Origin of the sequence: Xanthomonas sp. WHRI 6108, from assembly GCF_040202385.2 — a bacterium.
Lineage (GTDB): Bacteria > Pseudomonadota > Gammaproteobacteria > Xanthomonadales > Xanthomonadaceae > Xanthomonas > Xanthomonas arboricola.
The window spans coordinates 2,821,966-2,839,542 of the sequence record NZ_CP168198.1; the positions used below are offsets into that span (position 1 = coordinate 2,821,966).

At 60.0% G+C, this 17,577-nt stretch carries 19 protein-coding genes and 1 pseudogene; 8 read left to right on the top strand and 12 right to left on the bottom strand.

Features of this window, described 5'->3' with window-relative positions; all coding sequences use genetic code 11:
* The first annotated feature begins 180 nt into the window (after nucleotides 1-180).
* Nucleotides 181-1,254 carry an A/G-specific adenine glycosylase gene (gene mutY / locus ABQ039_RS11770; protein WP_349778429.1) on the top strand — a complete coding sequence of 358 codons (1,074 nt, stop codon included), beginning with the start codon at nucleotides 181-183 and terminating at the stop codon, nucleotides 1,252-1,254.
* Nucleotides 1,255-1,276: 22 nt separating this feature from the next.
* Nucleotides 1,277-1,555: an oxidative damage protection protein gene (locus tag ABQ039_RS11775; protein WP_016902008.1), complete on the top strand. Its 279-nt coding sequence runs from the start codon at nucleotides 1,277-1,279 to the stop codon at nucleotides 1,553-1,555.
* 286 nt (nucleotides 1,556-1,841) lie between these two features.
* Here the strand turns inward: ABQ039_RS11775 and ABQ039_RS11780 are convergent, their stop codons facing one another.
* A complete protein-coding gene (locus ABQ039_RS11780) occupies nucleotides 1,842-3,467 on the bottom strand; it encodes a hybrid sensor histidine kinase/response regulator (protein ID WP_054592577.1) in 1,626 nt (541 codons plus the stop codon).
* Between the two features lie 134 nt (nucleotides 3,468-3,601).
* The gene (locus ABQ039_RS11785; protein ID WP_349778442.1) at nucleotides 3,602-3,934 is read right to left on the bottom strand and encodes an SMR family transporter; all 333 of its coding nucleotides are present in this window, start codon (nucleotides 3,932-3,934) and stop codon (nucleotides 3,602-3,604) included.
* Between the two features lie 270 nt (nucleotides 3,935-4,204).
* On the opposite strand from ABQ039_RS11785, the gene ABQ039_RS11790 reads away from it, so the two are divergent.
* Complete coding sequence (locus tag ABQ039_RS11790; RefSeq protein ID WP_349778428.1) at nucleotides 4,205-4,864, top strand: methyltransferase domain-containing protein; 660 nt, start codon at nucleotides 4,205-4,207, stop codon at nucleotides 4,862-4,864.
* 27 nt (nucleotides 4,865-4,891) lie between these two features.
* Here the strand turns inward: ABQ039_RS11790 and ABQ039_RS11795 are convergent, their stop codons facing one another.
* Nucleotides 4,892-5,464: a hypothetical protein gene (locus ABQ039_RS11795; protein ID WP_374057798.1), complete on the bottom strand. Its 573-nt coding sequence runs from the start codon at nucleotides 5,462-5,464 to the stop codon at nucleotides 4,892-4,894.
* A gap of 429 nt (nucleotides 5,465-5,893) precedes the next feature.
* On the opposite strand from ABQ039_RS11795, the gene ABQ039_RS11800 reads away from it, so the two are divergent.
* Nucleotides 5,894-7,357, top strand: coding sequence for a S41 family peptidase (locus ABQ039_RS11800; protein ID WP_184609269.1), 1,464 nt, complete (start codon nucleotides 5,894-5,896; stop codon nucleotides 7,355-7,357).
* A gap of 610 nt (nucleotides 7,358-7,967) precedes the next feature.
* Here ABQ039_RS11800 and ABQ039_RS11805 read toward each other — a convergent pair.
* Nucleotides 7,968-8,243 carry a hypothetical protein gene (locus ABQ039_RS11805; RefSeq protein ID WP_046962452.1) on the bottom strand — a complete coding sequence of 92 codons (276 nt, stop codon included), beginning with the start codon at nucleotides 8,241-8,243 and terminating at the stop codon, nucleotides 7,968-7,970.
* Between the two features lie 380 nt (nucleotides 8,244-8,623).
* On the opposite strand from ABQ039_RS11805, the gene ABQ039_RS11810 reads away from it, so the two are divergent.
* On the top strand, nucleotides 8,624-9,106 hold the full coding sequence (locus tag ABQ039_RS11810) for a hypothetical protein (RefSeq protein WP_349778427.1): 483 nt from the start codon (nucleotides 8,624-8,626) through the stop codon (nucleotides 9,104-9,106).
* A gap of 369 nt (nucleotides 9,107-9,475) precedes the next feature.
* Here ABQ039_RS11810 and ABQ039_RS11815 read toward each other — a convergent pair.
* Nucleotides 9,476-10,083: pseudogene (locus ABQ039_RS11815) on the bottom strand (SOS response-associated peptidase family protein); the annotation flags it as partial.
* A 205-nt stretch (nucleotides 10,084-10,288) separates the two neighbouring features.
* Between ABQ039_RS11815 and ABQ039_RS11820 the strand changes: the two are divergent.
* Nucleotides 10,289-10,492: a hypothetical protein gene (locus tag ABQ039_RS11820; RefSeq protein ID WP_184609265.1), complete on the top strand. Its 204-nt coding sequence runs from the start codon at nucleotides 10,289-10,291 to the stop codon at nucleotides 10,490-10,492.
* Nucleotides 10,493-11,370: 878 nt separating this feature from the next.
* Here ABQ039_RS11820 and ABQ039_RS11825 read toward each other — a convergent pair.
* The 4 genes from ABQ039_RS11825 to ABQ039_RS11840 form a co-directional block, all read right to left on the bottom strand.
* Entirely contained in the window at nucleotides 11,371-11,880 is a 510-nt protein-coding gene (locus tag ABQ039_RS11825) for a hypothetical protein (protein ID WP_184609263.1), read from the bottom strand.
* A gap of 14 nt (nucleotides 11,881-11,894) precedes the next feature.
* The gene (locus ABQ039_RS11830) at nucleotides 11,895-12,602 is read right to left on the bottom strand and encodes a TIGR04255 family protein (RefSeq protein ID WP_349778426.1); all 708 of its coding nucleotides are present in this window, start codon (nucleotides 12,600-12,602) and stop codon (nucleotides 11,895-11,897) included.
* A 219-nt stretch (nucleotides 12,603-12,821) separates the two neighbouring features.
* Entirely contained in the window at nucleotides 12,822-13,475 is a 654-nt protein-coding gene (locus ABQ039_RS11835) for a hypothetical protein (protein WP_184609259.1), read from the bottom strand.
* 2 nt (nucleotides 13,476-13,477) lie between these two features.
* Nucleotides 13,478-13,900 carry a hypothetical protein gene (locus ABQ039_RS11840; RefSeq protein ID WP_260297209.1) on the bottom strand — a complete coding sequence of 141 codons (423 nt, stop codon included), beginning with the start codon at nucleotides 13,898-13,900 and terminating at the stop codon, nucleotides 13,478-13,480.
* Here ABQ039_RS11840 and ABQ039_RS11845 point away from each other — a divergent pair.
* Nucleotides 13,899-14,150: a hypothetical protein gene (locus ABQ039_RS11845; RefSeq protein WP_260297207.1), complete on the top strand. Its 252-nt coding sequence runs from the start codon at nucleotides 13,899-13,901 to the stop codon at nucleotides 14,148-14,150. The genes ABQ039_RS11840 and ABQ039_RS11845 overlap by 2 nt on opposite strands.
* A 4-nt stretch (nucleotides 14,151-14,154) precedes the next feature.
* Here ABQ039_RS11845 and ABQ039_RS11850 read toward each other — a convergent pair whose 3' ends face one another.
* The 3 genes from ABQ039_RS11850 to ABQ039_RS11860 form a co-directional block, all read right to left on the bottom strand.
* Nucleotides 14,155-14,466 (bottom strand): hypothetical protein, encoded by a 312-nt coding sequence (locus tag ABQ039_RS11850; RefSeq protein WP_184609258.1) that lies wholly within the window; start codon nucleotides 14,464-14,466, stop codon nucleotides 14,155-14,157.
* Complete coding sequence (locus ABQ039_RS11855) at nucleotides 14,463-15,128, bottom strand: hypothetical protein (protein ID WP_184609256.1); 666 nt, start codon at nucleotides 15,126-15,128, stop codon at nucleotides 14,463-14,465. Before ABQ039_RS11855 ends, ABQ039_RS11850 begins: the two co-directional genes overlap by 4 nt.
* Nucleotides 15,129-15,398: 270 nt before the next feature.
* On the bottom strand, nucleotides 15,399-15,614 hold the full coding sequence (locus tag ABQ039_RS11860; RefSeq protein ID WP_115530656.1) for a primosomal replication protein PriB/PriC domain protein: 216 nt from the start codon (nucleotides 15,612-15,614) through the stop codon (nucleotides 15,399-15,401).
* Between the two features lie 128 nt (nucleotides 15,615-15,742).
* Here ABQ039_RS11860 and ABQ039_RS11865 point away from each other — a divergent pair, with 128 nt between their 5' ends.
* Nucleotides 15,743-17,410: an N-acetylmuramoyl-L-alanine amidase gene (locus tag ABQ039_RS11865; protein WP_260297204.1), complete on the top strand. Its 1,668-nt coding sequence runs from the start codon at nucleotides 15,743-15,745 to the stop codon at nucleotides 17,408-17,410.
* Nucleotides 17,411-17,577 lie beyond the last annotated feature (167 nt).

Sequence of the window (17,577 nt, forward strand, 5' to 3'; positions counted from 1 at the left end):
TGCAGAGCTGGTTCATTACCATGCACCGGCCGCACCGCACTGGCCTGGCGATGAAGGCTTCTTCTGCGACCAATGCCGGGTTGGGCTTGCGTTTCCGCTGCACTGACCGGCCTACCGCCATACGCGTACAGCCGGGCGTCATCCGCCCGCCGTCATCGCCTTCCTTCGCCAGCAGACCTCATGCCAGCCGATCACGCCACTGCCACCGCTGACTCCTTCGTCGACCGCCTGCTGCACTGGTTCGACGGCCACGGTCGCCACGACCTGCCCTGGCAACATCCGCGCGCGCCTTACCGGGTGTGGTTGTCGGAAATCATGCTGCAGCAGACCCAGGTTGCGGTGGTCATTCCGTATTTCCACAAGTTCGTCGCCCGCTTTCCGACCCTGGCCGACCTGGCCGCAGCCGACAACGACACCGTGATGGCGCACTGGGCCGGGTTGGGCTACTACGCACGCGCACGCAACCTGCATGCCGCAGCCCGGCAATGCGTCGCCCTGCACGATGGCGAGCTGCCACGCGATGTCGATGCCTTGCTGGCGTTGCCCGGCATCGGCCGCAGCACCGCCGGCGCGATCCTCAGCCAGGCCTGGAACGACCGCTTCGCGATCATGGACGGCAACGTCAAACGCGTGCTGACGCGCTTCCACGGCATTGCCGGCTACCCCGGCCTGCCGGCGATCGAAAAGCAGTTATGGCAACTGGCGACGACGCATGTGGCGCAGGTGCCGGCCGGCCGCCTGGCCGACTACACCCAGGCGCAGATGGATTTCGGCGCCACGCTATGCACACGCGCCAAACCGGCCTGCGTGCTGTGCCCGCTGCAGGACGATTGCGTGGCGCGCCGCGATGGCCTGGTCGACGCACTGCCCACGCCCAAGCCCGGCAAGGCGTTGCCCGAGCGCGAAGCCACCGCCTTGCTGCTGGAAAACGCAGACAGGCAGATCCTGCTGCAGCGCCGCCCGCCGACCGGCATCTGGGCCTCGCTATGGACGCTGCCGCAGGCCGAGACCGACAGCGGCATGCGCGCATGGTTCGACAAACACATCGATGGCAACTACGACCGCGCCGACGAACTGCCGCTGATCGTGCACACCTTCAGTCATTACCGCCTGCATCTGCAGCCCTTGCGCATCGGCAAGGTCGCACTACGCCCGGCGGTACGCGACAATGACGACCTGCGCTGGGTCGCCCGCGCCGATCTCGCATCGCTGGGCTTGCCGGCGCCGATCCGCAAACTGCTCGACGCCCTCTAGGCGCGCACTCAGAGGAATCCGCATGTCCCGCACCGTGTTCTGCCAGTACCAGCAATGCGACACCGAAGGCCTGGATTTTGTGCCGTATCCCGGCGAGCTCGGCCAGCGCGTGTTCGCGCAGATCGGCAAGAGCGCATGGCAGGCCTGGCTGGCGCATCAGACCATGCTGATCAACGAAAACCGGTTGTCGCCACGCGACCCCAAGCACCGCGCGTTTCTCGAAGCCGAGTTGCAGAAGTTCCTGTTCGAACGCAATGCCGACAAGCCGGATGGCTATGTCGCGCCGATGAGCGAAGAATAAGCACGTCGGGATTCAGCGCGGCCAACAGACCACTGCGCTCACTGCCGGGCGGGCGCGGCCGGTAACCGGGATCGGCATGCATCACGCATGCCGTCCAGGTCCTGCGCAACCCTTCCTTCGGGCCGGGCACTGCTGGCCGCGGTTTTAGCCGTTGTCAGACAGGACAGAGCGAGCGCAGCGAAGGATAGGCCTGCAACGCAGCAGCCGCTACACGACCGCAGCGACCATCTGCAGGCGACTTCAGGGCATCGCACCGCCCTGAATCGCACCGCCCGAATGCGTGGCCTCAACCGACGCCGGTCGGCCCGTCCAGCAGCATGCGGATCCGCTTGAGCAGCTCCTTTTGCGTATACGGTTTGTTGACCACGTCGAACTCCGCGCCGCCCACGTCGGTGCGCTGAATGCTGGCGTCGGCATAGCCGGTGGTCAGCAGGACCTTGATCCTGGGCAGCATGCGCCGCGCCTCGCGGGCCAGCACCACACCATTCATGCCGCCGGGCATGATCAGATCGGTGAACAGCGCATCCACTTCCGCATGCTGCTCGAGTAACTCGATCGCCTCGCGCCCGCTGGCTGCAGAGAGAATGCGGTAACCGGCGTTTTCCAGGAACATCCTGGCCACCACCGCCACGTCCTGCTTGTCTTCCACCACCAGGATGGTTTCGCTGCCGCCCTTGTCGATGGCACGGCTCTTGACGGCCTGCAGGTCGTTCTCGAATTCGTTGGATGCGGGGAAATACAACCGCACCGTGGTGCCTTCGCCCACTTCGCTGTAGATGCGCACGGTGCCGCCGGACTGCTTGACGAAGCCGTACACCATCGACAGACCCAGGCCTGTGCCCTGCCCCTCGTCCTTGGTGGTAAAGAACGGCTCCATGACGCGGCTGGCCACCTCCGGCGGCATGCCCAAGCCCGTGTCGCTGACGGCAATGCTCACATAACGACCCGGCGCCAACTGGTGGTGCATGGCCAGATCGTGGCTGGTGATTTCCACGTTCTGGGTCTGCACGGTGACTTCCTTGCGCTCGGACTGTGCCATCGCATCGCGCGCATTGATCAGCACGTTCAACAGCGCCACTTCGGCCTGGGTGGTGTCGATCTGGCAGTTCCACAGCCCCTCTTCCAGCGACTGCCGCAGGCTGATGCCGCCCCCCAGCGTGCGCTCGGCCATGTTGTTCATGCCCGACACCAGGCCATTGAGATTGACTACCCGCCCCCGCAATTTCTGCTTGCGCGAAAACGCCAGCAATTGCTGGGTCAGGGTGGCCGCCTTGGCCGCGGCCGTTGCGGCATGTTCGGCGCTGAAGGCGATGCGTTCGGCATTCCTGGCGGCATCGCCGGAGACCATCATCTGGATCACTTCCAGATGCCCGGACATCACCTGCAGCAGATTGTTGAAATCGTGCGCGATGCCGCCGGTCAACTGCCCCAGCGCTTCCATCTTCTGCGCCTGGCGCAAGGCGTCCTCGGCATCGCGACGACGACTCACGTCCAGCTGCGAACCGAAGAAGTAGACCAGGTTGCCTTGCTCGTCGAACACCGGCGAGACGAACAGCGCGTTCCAGAACGAGGAGCCATCCTTGCGGTAATTCAGCACCTCGGTGGCGAATTCGCGGCGTTGCTCGATGGACTCGCGCACGTCCTGCACGCTGGCCGGATCGGTTTCCGGGCCCTGCAGGAAACGGCAGTTGTTGCCGATGATCTCCTCGGACGAATACCCGGTCATTTCCAGGAACGCCCGGTTGGCGAACACGATCGGATTGTCGGGCAGGTGCGGGTCGGTGACCGTCATCGGCATGCGCGTGGTTTCCACCGCGGCAAAAAAGATATCCGAGCGATGCTTCTCCACAGGCAGGCTGCGAGATTCGCTGATATGAGGCGCCCGCAGCTCTCCGTTACCAGGATCGTTCAAGTGCATGTTCTCCGCGGGGCCATTCCCGTGGCGATAGTCTAGTTGGGGCCGGTGAGTTGATTCCTCACATCCATGAGCCTTTCCCGTACGGCCGCGCCCGCCGATGCAACCCGGTGTGCGGGAGGCAGCACGCGCTAATGTGGCGCCACCTTGGAAAACACGTTGATGACCACCGCACCGGCCACGATCAGGCCCATGCCCAGCAGCGCTGGCGCATCCACCCGTTGTCCGTGCACGGCCCAGGCCACCAGCGAAATCAACACGATGCCCGCGCCCGACCACATGGCGTAGGCGATGCCGACCGGGATCACGCGCAGCGTCAGTGCCAGGAAATAGAACGAAATGCCGTAGCCCAGCACGGTGAGCAGCGATGGCCACATGCGCGTGAAGCCTCCGCTCGATTTGAGCGCCGCCGTGGCAGTGACTTCTGCGCAGATCGCGATTGCCAGGAATATCCAGTTCTTCATCGCCGCACCTTGCCCGTGGAATGCGGCGACCATAGCGGCAGGCACCGGCTTGCATGCAAGCCCGCCGCTGTGCGCCATTGCCTGCGCCGTCGCTTGCTGAAAGCAGGCTAATGAAGGCACGGCGGGCGAGCATTGGCAGGCAGGTGCATCGGTCGTTTTGCCGTAGCATGCGCGGGCAGCAAGCAGCTCTTGCGCTTCATTCGGCCGTTCTGGCGCCGTTGCGCGCGTCTTTCCAGCCAGCGCAGGCTCTGGCAATCATGCGATGCCACCATGCCGGGCTACCAGACCCAGATTCACGAGTTGACCTTCGGGCAACTGACCTACGTCATCCGCGCACTTGCCGATAAACAGCAATACGCCGATCCGGACGAGAGTGCGGCCGATGCCGGCATCTCCTCGGCGCAGTGGAGCCTGTTCGGGCAGGTCTGGCCTGCCGGCCAGCTACTGGCCGAAGCCATGGCCACGCGCCCGATCGAAGGCAAGCGCATTCTCGAACTCGGCTGCGGCCTGGGGCTGGCCAGCCTGGTGTTGCGCCGGCGCGGCGCCGACGTGGTCGCCAGCGATCATCACCCGCTGGCAGAGGTGTTCCTGGCGTACAACGCCGCACTCAACTCCCTGGACTCGGTGCCGTATCGCCGGCTCGACTGGGACGCCGGCGCGCTGAACATGGGCCAGTTCGACATGATCATCGCCAGCGACGTGCTGTACGAAACCCGCCACGCCACCATGTTGGCCAGCCTCATTCCCGCGCTGGCCAGGCCTTCGTGCGAGATCGTCATCAGCGATCCGGGCCGCGGCAACGCCAACGCGCTCTCGCGCATGCTGGCGGACATCGGGTTTTCGTTGGTCGCCGGCGAACGCCAGGCCGCAGCGCAGGTGGCCAAGGCGCCGCGCCTGTTCGTCTACCGGCGCAACATGGACAACTGGTAGCGGGCAGGCGGCTGAGGGCACCGTGCCTCAGGGCGCAGGCGTGTAGTCGGACAACAGCACCGGCTTGCGCGGATCGGCCTTGATCTCTTTGTGCTCGCTCAGGCGCAGCGCATCGGCGTCCGGCGTGTCGTCGGTATTCAGTTCCCAGGCTTCGATCACGCGCTTGTGGAACAGGAATGCACGGCGTGTGCGGGCGTAGCGGAAGGTGATGTAGTCGGTCCAGTGCTGGCCGCAGGCCACGCCATTTTGCACGGTGAAGTAGGCGCCCTTGGCCACCAGGCCGTGTTCGTCATCCAGAAACGGATCGCACTGCCCGCCCTCGTCGGCCTTGAAGATCACCCGCGTGTTGCGTGCGGCTTCGACAACGCCACCGTCCGCGGTCGCAACCAGAACCAGCAAGGTCCGCGCCGGCGCCGCGCGGCCATCCGCACGCAACGTCTGTTCTGCGGATGCACGTAATGCGACCACATAATCCTGCCGGCCATCGCCAGTCAGATCTGCGCTGGCGACACGCATCACCGACTGCCCGGCAGGCAATACGTTGGCAGCGGCTGCGGGCAGCGTGGCGGCGCCAGCTGGCGGCGCCATTGCCATTGCCATTGCCATTGCCATTGCCATTGCCATTGCCGCCGTCCACCACCAGCATCGTATTGTCATGGCCGTTCCCTCATCTGGTCTGCGTCGAGCGCGCAAGCATAGCCGGCCATCCTTGCAGTCGCGCGATGCCTGCGGCTCGACCACACGCTCGATGACGATGCCGACCTGGGCGCCGCTCAGGAGCGGACAGTAAGTCCACCCACCCAACTACAGACGGCGCCCCTACCGCACGACAGCGCTCAGTCGCGCTCTTGCACGGCCTCGCTCGGTGGATGCTTTCGACATCGTGCGCCAGAGGTCACCGTGCCGTTTAGCACCCCATCACCACGCAACCGCGCCTTATCATCGACGCAGGCGAAGCCGCGCTGCAGGCGCGCCAAGCCCGCACCGCCCCACCGGGCAACAGCCCTGCACCGCACTTCTTGGAACTCCATGAAACGATTCATCGCCTGTCTCGTACTCGCCACATGCTGCCTTTGCGCCACAGCGTCGGCCGAAGAGTTAGGGGCTTATCTGCGTACCCACTACCCCTCGTTGAGATACGTCGAGCGCTACCGCGCCACGCATCCGGAAGACGTGCTGGGCAGCGCTGACGCATGGGCGGCAAGCGCCAGACTTGCGCCCGAAACGACAGCCAGCGCTGTTTCGCGGCGCCTCGTCGGCCTCGCGGATCAGCACGTCGCGCTCACCGGGGCCAAGGCCGGCAAGACCGAGACCCTGGGCGTTCTGTTCAGAACCTCGAGCGATGGTCACATGATCGTGTGGCGCATCCTCGATGCGCGCATCACCGGCCTCGCGCAAGGCGACACGGTTCTGCAAATCAACGGAACCCCTACGGCGGCATGGCTGAAAAGCGCGGCAGACCTGACGTTCGGCGGCAACACGCGCGCGAGACAAGCCGAAGCCGCCCTGTCGCTCGCACTCGGCACCCCTGCGGCGCATCAGGTGGCCGGTGCCGGCAAGACGGTTGCGCTGCGCGTGCAGAGGTTTGCGCAGGCGCCGCGCCAGGTGGCGCTGCACTATCAGCCCATGACCCAGGAGCTTGCGCGCATGCTGGCATCGGCGGTCGACGTGCCCGATCTGCCGGAGGTTGTGCAAATCGGGAACACCAGGGTGGGCAGCATTCGCCTGGGCGCGTTTGCGCCGCAGTACAACCCCACGTTCACCCAGGCGGCGGACGCCAGGGAGACCGCAACGCCACAGACCAACGACCCGGACGCTGCCATGTTGGCCGGGTTTTGTGCGGTCACCCGGGAACTGATCGGTCGCTACGATGCCATTGCCGGGCGCTCGGATGTCATGCTGATCGACTTGCGCGGAAACATGGGTGGGTTCGCCCGCGAAGTTCGCGGATTTTCCTGGGCGCTCACTGGACGCAAGCCAGTGAAGACGTACGAGATGCGCGCCTCGGGAACGCCGGGAAGCGTGCGCCTGGAAGCGCTGCAGGACGATGCCAGCTGCGGCAGCGTCGCTTCGCACAAGCCGCTCCTCGTGCTGGTGGATGCAGGCACCCGATCGGCCGGCGAATTGCTGGCCGCCTACCTGTGGGCCAGCGGCGCCACGATCATGGGCGAGCGCACCATCGGTGCCGGCGGCGGCCGGGATTCGGAAAGCCAGGGTGTGGCGTTGGGCGATTCCGGATATCGCGCGCTTGTCAGCGAAAATTTTTATATTTTCGATCCGACGGAAGATCTGCGCGTTGGCGAGATGGACGAAGCGACGCTCGTTGATCGCGTGGCGGCAGACGGTTTTCGCCCGAGCCGAACGCACCCGTTCGCGACCCAGTCCATCGGCGTCGTGCCTGATGTGCCGCTTGCGATCGATGCGGCGGACTTGAACGATGGCGGTCAGGGTCTATTGCTGCGCGGCTTGGTCGCCGCCGGATTGACCAAGTGATTCTCCGCCGCTCCACCGCAGGCCTGTGAATACATCAGCGCTGATTGCGATCATGCCGCGTTGCATCGATCGCCGGATGCAGCCACTCCAGTGGCGATGGCAAGGCAATGGCGCGGCTACAACTGCCCAGCGACTGCCAGAGCTTTGCTGACTGCGTTGTTGGCGCGGTTGTCTTGGCGCGGTTGCGCTCGCGTCCAAGTAAGTGAGCATATTGCAACCCAGCCATGCAAAAGCGCGCAGGCCAATCAATCAACTACGGCATGACGTAAACCAGAATGCATTGCATGCCAGCAGGAAGAACACCTGCGCGCGGCGCTGCAACATCTCGAGCGGCGGTGCGGCCACTGCCGGTGCGGTGGCGCTGGAGGAACACGGCGCATCCGACCCAGGCCCGCGTGCTGCGCGATGCGGCGTTATCGGGGCAGCAGCACGTCGCTGACGGCTGCGCGCAAGCTCACGATCGCGCCTGGCGGTGTCGGCCGCGACAGCGGGCGCATCCTGCGCGAAGGACTGCAAATGCAACTGCATTGCGTGGTGCTGCTCCAGCGGAACGGTGAGCGACGGACTGCAGCGAGGGCTGGGGTATATCGACGCGCCGACCGACAAGGCGTTACTGCCCATCCAGTTCGCAGGCGCGGTATTCCTTCGGGTCGAGAAAATCCGCCAGACAGGACCCCACGCGCAAGGCCTGTTCCCGCGCATCGCCGCGATAGTCGCCCTCGCCCGCCCCTTCGATGGTGGCGATCGGTGCGGCGCGGTCGCGGTGATAGACGAATGCGGTCGACGACCAGCGCGTCTGCCCGGGCGCCTGACTTTCCATCGTCTCCACGCGGAACTCGCCGCAATACCCGTGGATCAATGTGCGTCGAAGTGTCTTGTGCGTCATGCGCAAAGTATCGCCATGCCGAGTTGAAGATGACGTGGAAACACGCGCCGACCACCCTGCGCATCTCAATGCGTGTCGCCGCACGACGCATAAACAGAGGCCAGAGACCCCTACCGGTAGTCGCATCGCATGGCGTCGAAACAGACAGCAACCGGCACAGCCAGCTGCAAGCGCTGGCAACCAGTGCAGAGTCAATCAAATCGAAGTGAGATGTTGCCGTCATCAGCAACGCGAAGGAATCACCCACTTGCGCTGCGAGACTGAAGAAATGGTGGCCGAGGACGGAATCGAACCGCCGACACGGGGATTTTCAATCCGGAGCCGCAAAACTAAGTAGTTGATCCTAAAGCCTTCCTCCAACTAACGTGGAGGAAGCGGGAATGAAACAGAAGGCTCTGACGCGGCATGACAAGCCGGCATTGGTGCAGAATTGGCTCAAGCTTCTGCTACTGACTTGGGCCATTTGGATCAGCCCAGCAAGCGCCGCTCAACGGATGACACACCTGTCCACCGAGCTCTCCCAACCAGGTGAGAGCATGGATGACTTCATCCTCCGCATAGCGCCAAAGCTGAACAAGCTCACAGCGGACCTGCGCGCGGAAGTGTGCGGAACAATCCGCACAGAGCAGGGTCAGCATGCCGTGGACATCCGCACCTACCATCACCGGTACAGCTGCTTCGTCGAGCGAGATGGACTGCTGCCATACGTGCATACCCATCCGAGCTTGCTGAAGGAGTGCTGGACGTTCAGCCTAGAGGACTGGAAGCGACCCGGGTATTTGGTGACGGAGATAGGGGTGCGCTACCAAGACACTCGCCGCTCGAGGAAAATCAAGCCGCCAGCTGGCCGGACGGTGCGATGAGGGGACTATCTAGCCGAGTGACGCGCGAACTCTGCCGCCACCTCGAAAGCTTGAGCGATCGGCAGCGTTACCGCCGGCGGTATCACTGGGCTTCCCGCGACCTTCAGCGACACGTCGGCCTCACTCGCCCCATTACGCCGAATCCTTGCCAGGACTTCTGAGTCCCCTGGACCGACACGCAGCACGTGCCATTCTTCCCGCTCGAATTTATCGCCGATGACAGAGTTGTTCCAGTTCATACCGCGAGGGAGAGACGGTAGCGTCACACCTTCGGGAGCAATGACGCTGGGCTCCTTAGATCGCTGAAGCGCGGCGCGATGTGCAGATCGTGATGGTATGGCTATCTATCCTGGATGTGGGTGCTGCAGGTCATGCTGCTAGCCGGTGCTCGTAGAACGGGTGCTGCTTGTCGTCGAAGATGGCGTACAGAGCACCCAGGTTGCTCGGATCCGGATTGAGCCAGGCGTCGAGGTGCTCGGGCTTGATGTTGATGATCGTCCGGTCATGGCCAGCGGCGGCGACCTCCGGCTCCGGCTTATCGGTGATCGCGGCGAACGACAACAGGTCGGGTTCGACGCCTGCGGGATCGCGCCAGTGCGACCGGAGGCACGCCACCAGCATCGGCTCGCCGGTGCGCGGCACGAACTCGATGCGCTGGTTCTGCCCGTTTGGGCCTTCGACGTTCTCGTGGAACCTGTCGGCCACCATCGCCCCTGGGTGTAGCCGAACTGCCGGCGCCAGAACCCTTCCAGGTTGTCGCGGCGGGCATTATAGGTGCCGGGAGATTTCCGGTCGTACATCGCCGGCGTGCCGGCCGGGCGGCACTGGTAGCGCATCGGCTTGATGACACGCGGGCCGTTCTCCACCACCAACACCGGGCAGTAGACGCCCGGGAATATCCGGCCGCGCGTGCCCTTGAGCGTATCGAGACGCCGCTGGGCCTGTTGGATCTTGTTCGTGCCGATGCGCACGTCCTTGCCCGTAATGGCGCCGTCCTCAATGACGTCCGCCATTCCGGAAAAGGCCTGCCAGAAGTGGCAACGGTCGGGGCTGCTCTTCAATAGCGCCGGCACCGCGGCATCGAGGTTTTCGAGATGGGTTCGGAGTTGGGCTCTTTCCATGCCCGCAGTATCGGCACGGCCATCTCAGGGCGTGAGACAAGGGGACCTAGAATCTGCCGACATGGACACCCCGCCCCCCAGCCTCTTCGAACAGCTGCAGCAGCGGCTGGCGTGCACTTCCGAGCCGCTGGAAATGCTCAACCAGTTCGAAGCGGAGCTGCTGTATGCATTCCCTTCCGAGGCGACCGTGATTGTCGAACTGGTTGCGTCCTGGGGCCATCGTCCGGGTGCGCTCACACACGACGACCTTCAAGGCTACGTCTAGGGTGCCGGCTTGGCGCTGCTCAGGCGCCACGCGGGCGAGCGGCCAGTGGCCCCCGTCCGGCATCTAATAATCGGCTATCTTCCAAGCGGCAAACATAAGCAAATTGCTTTTCGCGTTGTAAGGCTTTTCTGCCCTCGGATCAACATCGATTAGCGGCCAGCCGGATGTTAAGCTCATATTAGGCTAAGGGGACGACAAGCGCACACCAAGGCGGGTAGAGGGCAGCGGTTTAACCTTCTTCGCGCCCGTATGACTCTCAAGCATAGATTCGAACCGCTTGAGTCGATCCTCAATCTCAATCGACTTCTGCCCGTGGACGAGGGGCGATATTTTTCCAAGCGAAAAGGCCCGATCCAACTTTTGCCGCTGAGATTGCGTCTTTATAATATTAATTCTAAGCTGCGCTATTGCCATCAATGTATTAAGGCGATACTCAACTACCGAAGAGTCGTTCAGATTAAGTAGAGTTACAGTGTGAGCCCCATGAAAGTCCTTTGAGTTAACCTCCCCAGAAGCCTTATCAAAATGGAGATGAGAGGCCATAACATGATCACACGGATTCACAATAACCGGACCCTTTTTTTCGTCTATAGGCCAGTAATCGCTTTTGTAGGTATTACAATTTCCACAACAGTAATACAAATTTTCATAATCACACACAAGTGCGGGAAATACTGACTTAGGCCGATAGTGATCGACACCAAAAGATAAGTTAGGCGCACTTGTGTCGGGTTGACGGCAGTAAACGCAAGTGCGCCCAAATTCCAGCTGTAGATACTTTTTATAAGTACGATAACGCCTAAACTTTCTGGGATTTTGCACCCTTTTATGCTTTCCCTTCGGATAATAAAATACTTCCATCAATTAAAATCCAAACATTAAAGTTCAGCTAGGAATTCGTCAAATTCACGACTCTCTTGCTCTAAATACTTCATCTCATTCACCGTCCCCTCGAGAAATGCAACTTGCTTGTCCGAAACGCGAGGAAGACGTTGCGCAAGACGCCTATTTAGGATCTCTAAACGCGCAATTATTTCCGAATTGTTCCCCTCTTGAGAAACATAGCTCGCTGCTAAGATTTTCACACGCTGCGCAGCAAGGCGTTCTATGTCGGACTTTTCAACCCCGCCAATTGCAAAACCAGTATTCTTATGAGACGCGAGCGCTATAACTTCCGTAGAGGTAGGCAATTTCGAATTGGCGACAATAGGGTTAGCTGTATCACCGCCACCAATGACTGTTGTTTTCTCCAGCTGCCCGCTTCGCTCGGCAGTAGAAATTAGTTGAGTAAACTGACTTTCAAACCTTGGCTCAGAAATTACCCAGGCAGATCGGCCAGAAAATCTCGACGACGAGTCCCATACTTCATTTGGCAACGTATAATCCATAAATTCCTCAATAGTTAACTATATAAGAATTGCCGTGCCTTATCGCCCAATGACCAATCAAAGACATTAAAAGCAACGCCATGAAGTCCGTCTAAAATGCTGATTGTATCTCCCAAAGAAACTTCGTTGTAGTAGGCGTCGATGTCAATATTATACTTAGGCATTTCTCTCGGCGCGTCCCTTTTGATTCCATGCTGAAGCAAAAACCCAGCTCTACCCGAAGGTTCACCACAAACAATGCGCCCTTGGAAGTCATCAATTAATCCAAGCCCTTCGGATAAAATCGGAGCCACCAACTCAGGATTCAACCACCCCTCAAACGATTCCTCAGCGCCATTTCGCAATGTGTTCATATACCGAAGGCCAATGCGCGTCCAGAAATCGCTGTCGATCACGTCTTTTGCGGCGTCTAGAACCTCCTGAACCCTAGCTTTGAGATCAGCGTAACCTGAATAAGAGGCTGATTCTACGGATAGCGAGCTCTGCTTCACAGAAACGGCCCAGGAACCACGCAGAGATCGTAAGACATGTGAGTGTACGGGCTTCCCGCCACTAAACTCGCCTGAAAAAGTGACTTCACTCACCTTTTCAAGCTGAGGATATTTTTTTCTAAGCCGCTTAACCAATACAGCTGGAGGACTCGAATCCCCAAACTCAAGCAAGGTTGGGAACCGCAGCTCACACACCAATGTGCCAACCAAACTCTTCCTGAACTTATTCACGTTCGGGGACGCATACCTAATTAGGCTCGCTAGCTCTTGCGCGTCATTCATCTTATTGGCGGTGGCAAAGGCGTGGGGAAGCCTAAGTTTGCCACGGATTGTTGTAACTCGCATGTCAGCGGCATGACCGGCCCGAGCGCGTCGGCACCACTATTCGTTGTGGAGACCACCGGAATAGCGTACTTAGGAGCTTGCAAGTCCCCATCTTAATTCGTCCACCTAGCCCCCGAAGGACTGCTCAGCACTGGCCGAACTGCTGGAGATGGCACTGTCCGTTGCCGACGCGATCAGTGCCTTGAGCTTCCAGCCCTCCAGCGCCTTGGTCGCTTCCGCGCCGGGATAGCGGATGGCGTAGGTCGGAGCGATCAGGTCGGCGATCGGCGACGCCAGCACGCCGAGGGCGGTACCGCGGTCCTCGACTTGGAACGTGACTGTGCCGGTATCGTTAATCGGGTTCCAGATGATCGTGATCTGCTGCGCAAGCGGGTCCGCATCCGGGTCCGGCATCACCACGTTTGCATCGTAGGCGGCGCGGGTAGCCGCCTTGATGCCCAGCAGCAAGTGCACGCCAGGCTCGGTGACCGTTTGGCCCGGCACCTCCACTGCCCTGGCAGTCGCCGGGTAGACATCAGTCGTAGCCGGCGCGGTGATGTCGTAGCTGCGGCCGATCAGGTCGCTGATCTGCACAGTGAGCACGCGCAGGAAGAATCGCTCCAACGTCTGCGTCCACCCATCCGGGTGCGGCTTGGTGGTCATCTGCTCGAGGTGAAACTCGACCGGCCCGTCGTTGGTGGCCGGGTTCCATCGGATCTCGATGCGCGGCGACACGATCTTTGTCTGCGTGCCGAAGGTAGGGTTTTCGCTGATGAGCATGGTCAGTATCCAGTAACGTCAAGGATGGGGGCGCGCACCCAGGCCTGGCCGTAATTGCCAGGGGGCGGCTGGGGAGTTCCGCTAGTGCCTGTGCGCAGCTCCTGGGCAGTATCAATGGTGGCAATCGACGCGACATTGCCGTTGATATTGACCACGCCCTTGCGCCACAACTGCTGCACCTGCCATTGCGGGCCGCCGCCGACGAGGCCGCCGATAGCGAGCATGATGTTGCCGGTGGAGCCGGCCAGCGCAGCGTACGTCCGACCTGCAGGCAAGGTGATCGAGCCACCCTGATTGGCATTACCCTGCAGCAGCCCGCGCACTTTCATGTACTTGAGGGTGGCATCAAAATGCACCTCATCGGTGTCGGGATTGGTGACCACCAAGTAGTCTCGCCGCCCGAAGTTCGGATAGTCGAAGACCATGGCAGTGAAGCTGCCGCTGGTGGTGAAACCGGTGAAAGTGAAGCTGTTCCCGCTCTGGGTTCGCGTTGCAAGCGTGGCATTGTTCTCACCCAGAAACGCAAGAACTGGATTGGTGCCGGTGACCGTCAGGCTTCACGTCTTCAAGACGCCACTACCGGTCGGAGTGATCGTCTGCGTGGACGCCTTCGCCAAGTTCTTCCACGTCTCGGAGATCACGACCCGATTCGGGCCGGCCTCGAAGATTGCATAGGCCATCAGAACCTCCCATAGAACAGAGTGCCGCCTGCTCGCGCTCCGAAGTTCGCTCCCGGCGACGACCAACTGATCGTGTTGCCGTCATCGCTGAGGTACCGCAGCAGGCTGTTGCCTGCGCCGGTGTCGGCTACGAACCAGTAGTACAACTGGTTGGCGCTTCCGGTGACCGGTACCGGCACGGAGCCGTTGCTGCCGCTCGCGATTGCGACAGCGCCCATGTGCTGTGTCAGCAGATCCGAGTCGGCCTGATCGGTGATCTGCAGCAACACAACGCCGGTGTCGGCGTCGTTGATGATCAGGACGTTTGTCATGTCACTCCATACCCGAGTGCCACCAAACGGCGACCGTTGGGGGCGTATGCGTAGAACTTCCCGCCCACGAACTCGTTGCGACCGCCGCCAGGTGTGGCGCTGATGATCTCCACCACGTCAGCCGAAAACGTGATCTTGCCGATGGTGCCATTGTTGACTGAACGCATGCCGATGACCCTGTTGTTGACGTCAAGCGCCCACGTGTAAGAAGCCTCGTAGTTGGCCACCCCGTTCTCCACGCTGGTGATTCGTGTGGACATCGACTGGCTCACCTGCGCGTACTTCGCATCGATACCACTCGCGGAAGGCTGCCACTTCGAAGGCTCGGTCTGTGCTGCACCGGCCTCCTCCAGCATTGGCATTAGCCAGAACACGTAGGGGTTGCTGCCCTGCCCCGACCACAGCTGGATACGTGCGGCCACGGTCCCTGACGGAGATGTCACAGCGACAAACGGGCGACGCCAGTTTTCAATCAATCTGCCGCCGCCACCGCCGGGGTCGTAGGGCAGCTCGGTGGTCTGCCCGCCGTTACCGATCTCATTGCCATTGACGTCGAGAAACACGACGCGGGCAAAGACCCCATAGGCGCGGTTTGCCGCTACGTAGATCGACAGCATGTACCGCTTGTTGGCCTTGGCAGCGAACGGAGCGGTGTTCCACATGTAGATGCAAAAGACATTGCGCGGGTCGCTCCATCCGAAGCATGCCGGCGATCGCGTTGCCACTGCCCCAGTCGCGCGCCAACTTGCGGCTGCGCGATGGGCGGGTCACCTCATGGGCGCGTGCTAGTACGCGCAACTGCTCGTTGCGCTGGGCGAGCTCGGTTTCCTTAGCCGTGATGACATCGGCGGCGCGGGCCTCAATGGCACGCACGTTCCGGTCGTGGGAAATAGCGACGCTCAGCCGGTCGCGGGCAACAACAGCGGTAGCCATCAAGTCCGGCCACCGAAATCAACCGTCGCCCAGCGAGCGCGACGGCCAGTACAGGCCTGCCGGTCAACGGCGGCCTGCCACTCCTGACGGCCCTTGCGGATCTCGGCCAGATCCGCGCGGGTAAGCATGCGCTCACCGAACCGAACGCTCTGCCCTTGCAGCACGGCAATTTCTGCCTGCTGGTACGTGGTGAGCATTTCCTGAGCCGTCTTCATGACGAGTCAGGCTAGGGATTGAGATCTCCCATAACTAGGCAAAACCTGCAACGAAGGCTTTCCCCAAACAACTGAAAGTCATGGATTTTCTACAAAAGTAGTCTCCACTTTTGGCAGAATCGCTACACATGGCCAAAATTGGAAGTGTGAGCAGACAACAGCCGCTCGCATTGATCCAATGGGGATTTCTAGAACGCACCGGTTCAAAATGCTATTCTCAGAAGGCAGGGGAAGATTTTCACCACAAGGAGCGTCATATGAAGTGGATTCATCGCGCAGCAGCACTCTCGTTGTTGGCACTTTCGCCCAGCCTGGTCATAGCACAAGCGAACCAGGCTGCGCCGCAGGCTGTCACTGCAAGCGTCTGGGCCGACGTTCAACCGCAAATTCAGGCTTCCATACAAACTTTTGTAAACAAGCAGAAGAGATATCCAGGTCAAGACACGACGATCGTTGCGCGCGTTTCATACGAGCCATCGACTAGACTTGTGATTATTGACCTTGGAAGGGGCTTTCTCCCCAAAACCATGACGAAATGGAAGGAGGGCTTTAGTCCAACTTATAACCAGGTCAGCCAGTACGGACACGACTTAGTCGACAATATATTTGATGTCTCGACAGTCACACTCCGCTTTGACGGCTTGTCCATCAATGAAATATTTCCAGATGATTTCCCCGTACAAGTTGCCAAGATTGAGTCACCCAATCCTCCATCCCCTCCGACCCTCTTATTAAACCCAGGGGGCGGATACTATTACAATCTAAAAAGTAAAAAATGGGTCACACAACAAGCCAAAGCCAATGAAATTGATGAGGACGTAATCACCTCAACCCTCGCATCATTGACTGATGACAAAATTAAATCTTATTGGCCATATTTAACGTACAAACCCTACTTTTCCAATGTTGTATTCAGCCGAGAGCTTGGTAACTATTGGGTTGAACCGATCAGCAAAGTATCTCATGAAAGGCTTGGTACAAGGTATTACACAAAGGCACTATACCCTGACAAAAGCGCTACGTTGTGGAACATCTTCCCCCAGGGCACCGACGACACAGCGCGAAGCCATTTGCGCGAATGGGATGAAGATTATGCCGCCAGGGCGCTCTATGCGAACCTTTTGAATGCAGATTATCTCATCACCTTTCACACGAACGGTGGGTCGGCGGTGAAAAAGGGCATCGAGGTTGTGGTTCAGACCGGTAGCCCTGGCGCCCAACAACTTGGGAACAGCATTCTTTGCTATGCCAAAGAACAGATACATGCCGACCCCGCCTATAGCGACTTCAAAATTGCAGGAAGCGTTACTGAATTAGATAAGATCGAAAACCGCCTAAGCACCATGCCAGCAATTAGCATAGGCGTTGGATATACCACCGATGTTGCAGATGCCAACGCACTGAAAGATCAATTTTTTAGAGAAGCTCTCGCGAGAGCGATCGAGAAAGGATTGAGACTTCGGGCTGAGCCTTGCTCACCCTTTAAATTGGTTAGTGTTGAGAACGCAACTACGGGCCCATGGCAGAGTGTTTATCCGAAACTCACCTACTCGGGCGACTTCGACTACTGGCTCCACGCGGAGACAACCTTCATTAGTTGCCCCACCAATGACTGCAAGGTAAAAAAGTTCTCCGAGGTTCACAACCCGGATAAAACCAATAAAACCATAGAACTGGACTTTCATTGCCCAGGACCTTTAAAGGCTCCTTTAACCTACATCGCCAAGACGAAAATCTTCGACAGATATAACGTGCAAGGCGGCGAAGTTCAGCATCAATACACTTGTAAAAATTAGTATTTCCAAGCCCGGGCGCGCTAAGCGCCAGGGAATTTTCAAGAGCCCGCTCTGTTGGAGCGGGCTTTCAGCCCGCCTGGAAACAACCTGTACAGATGAGCTCTGGACAAACCGTGTTTGGCGGCCACGGAAGCAACCGGCACGCCCGCGTCCAGGTCTGACTCGAT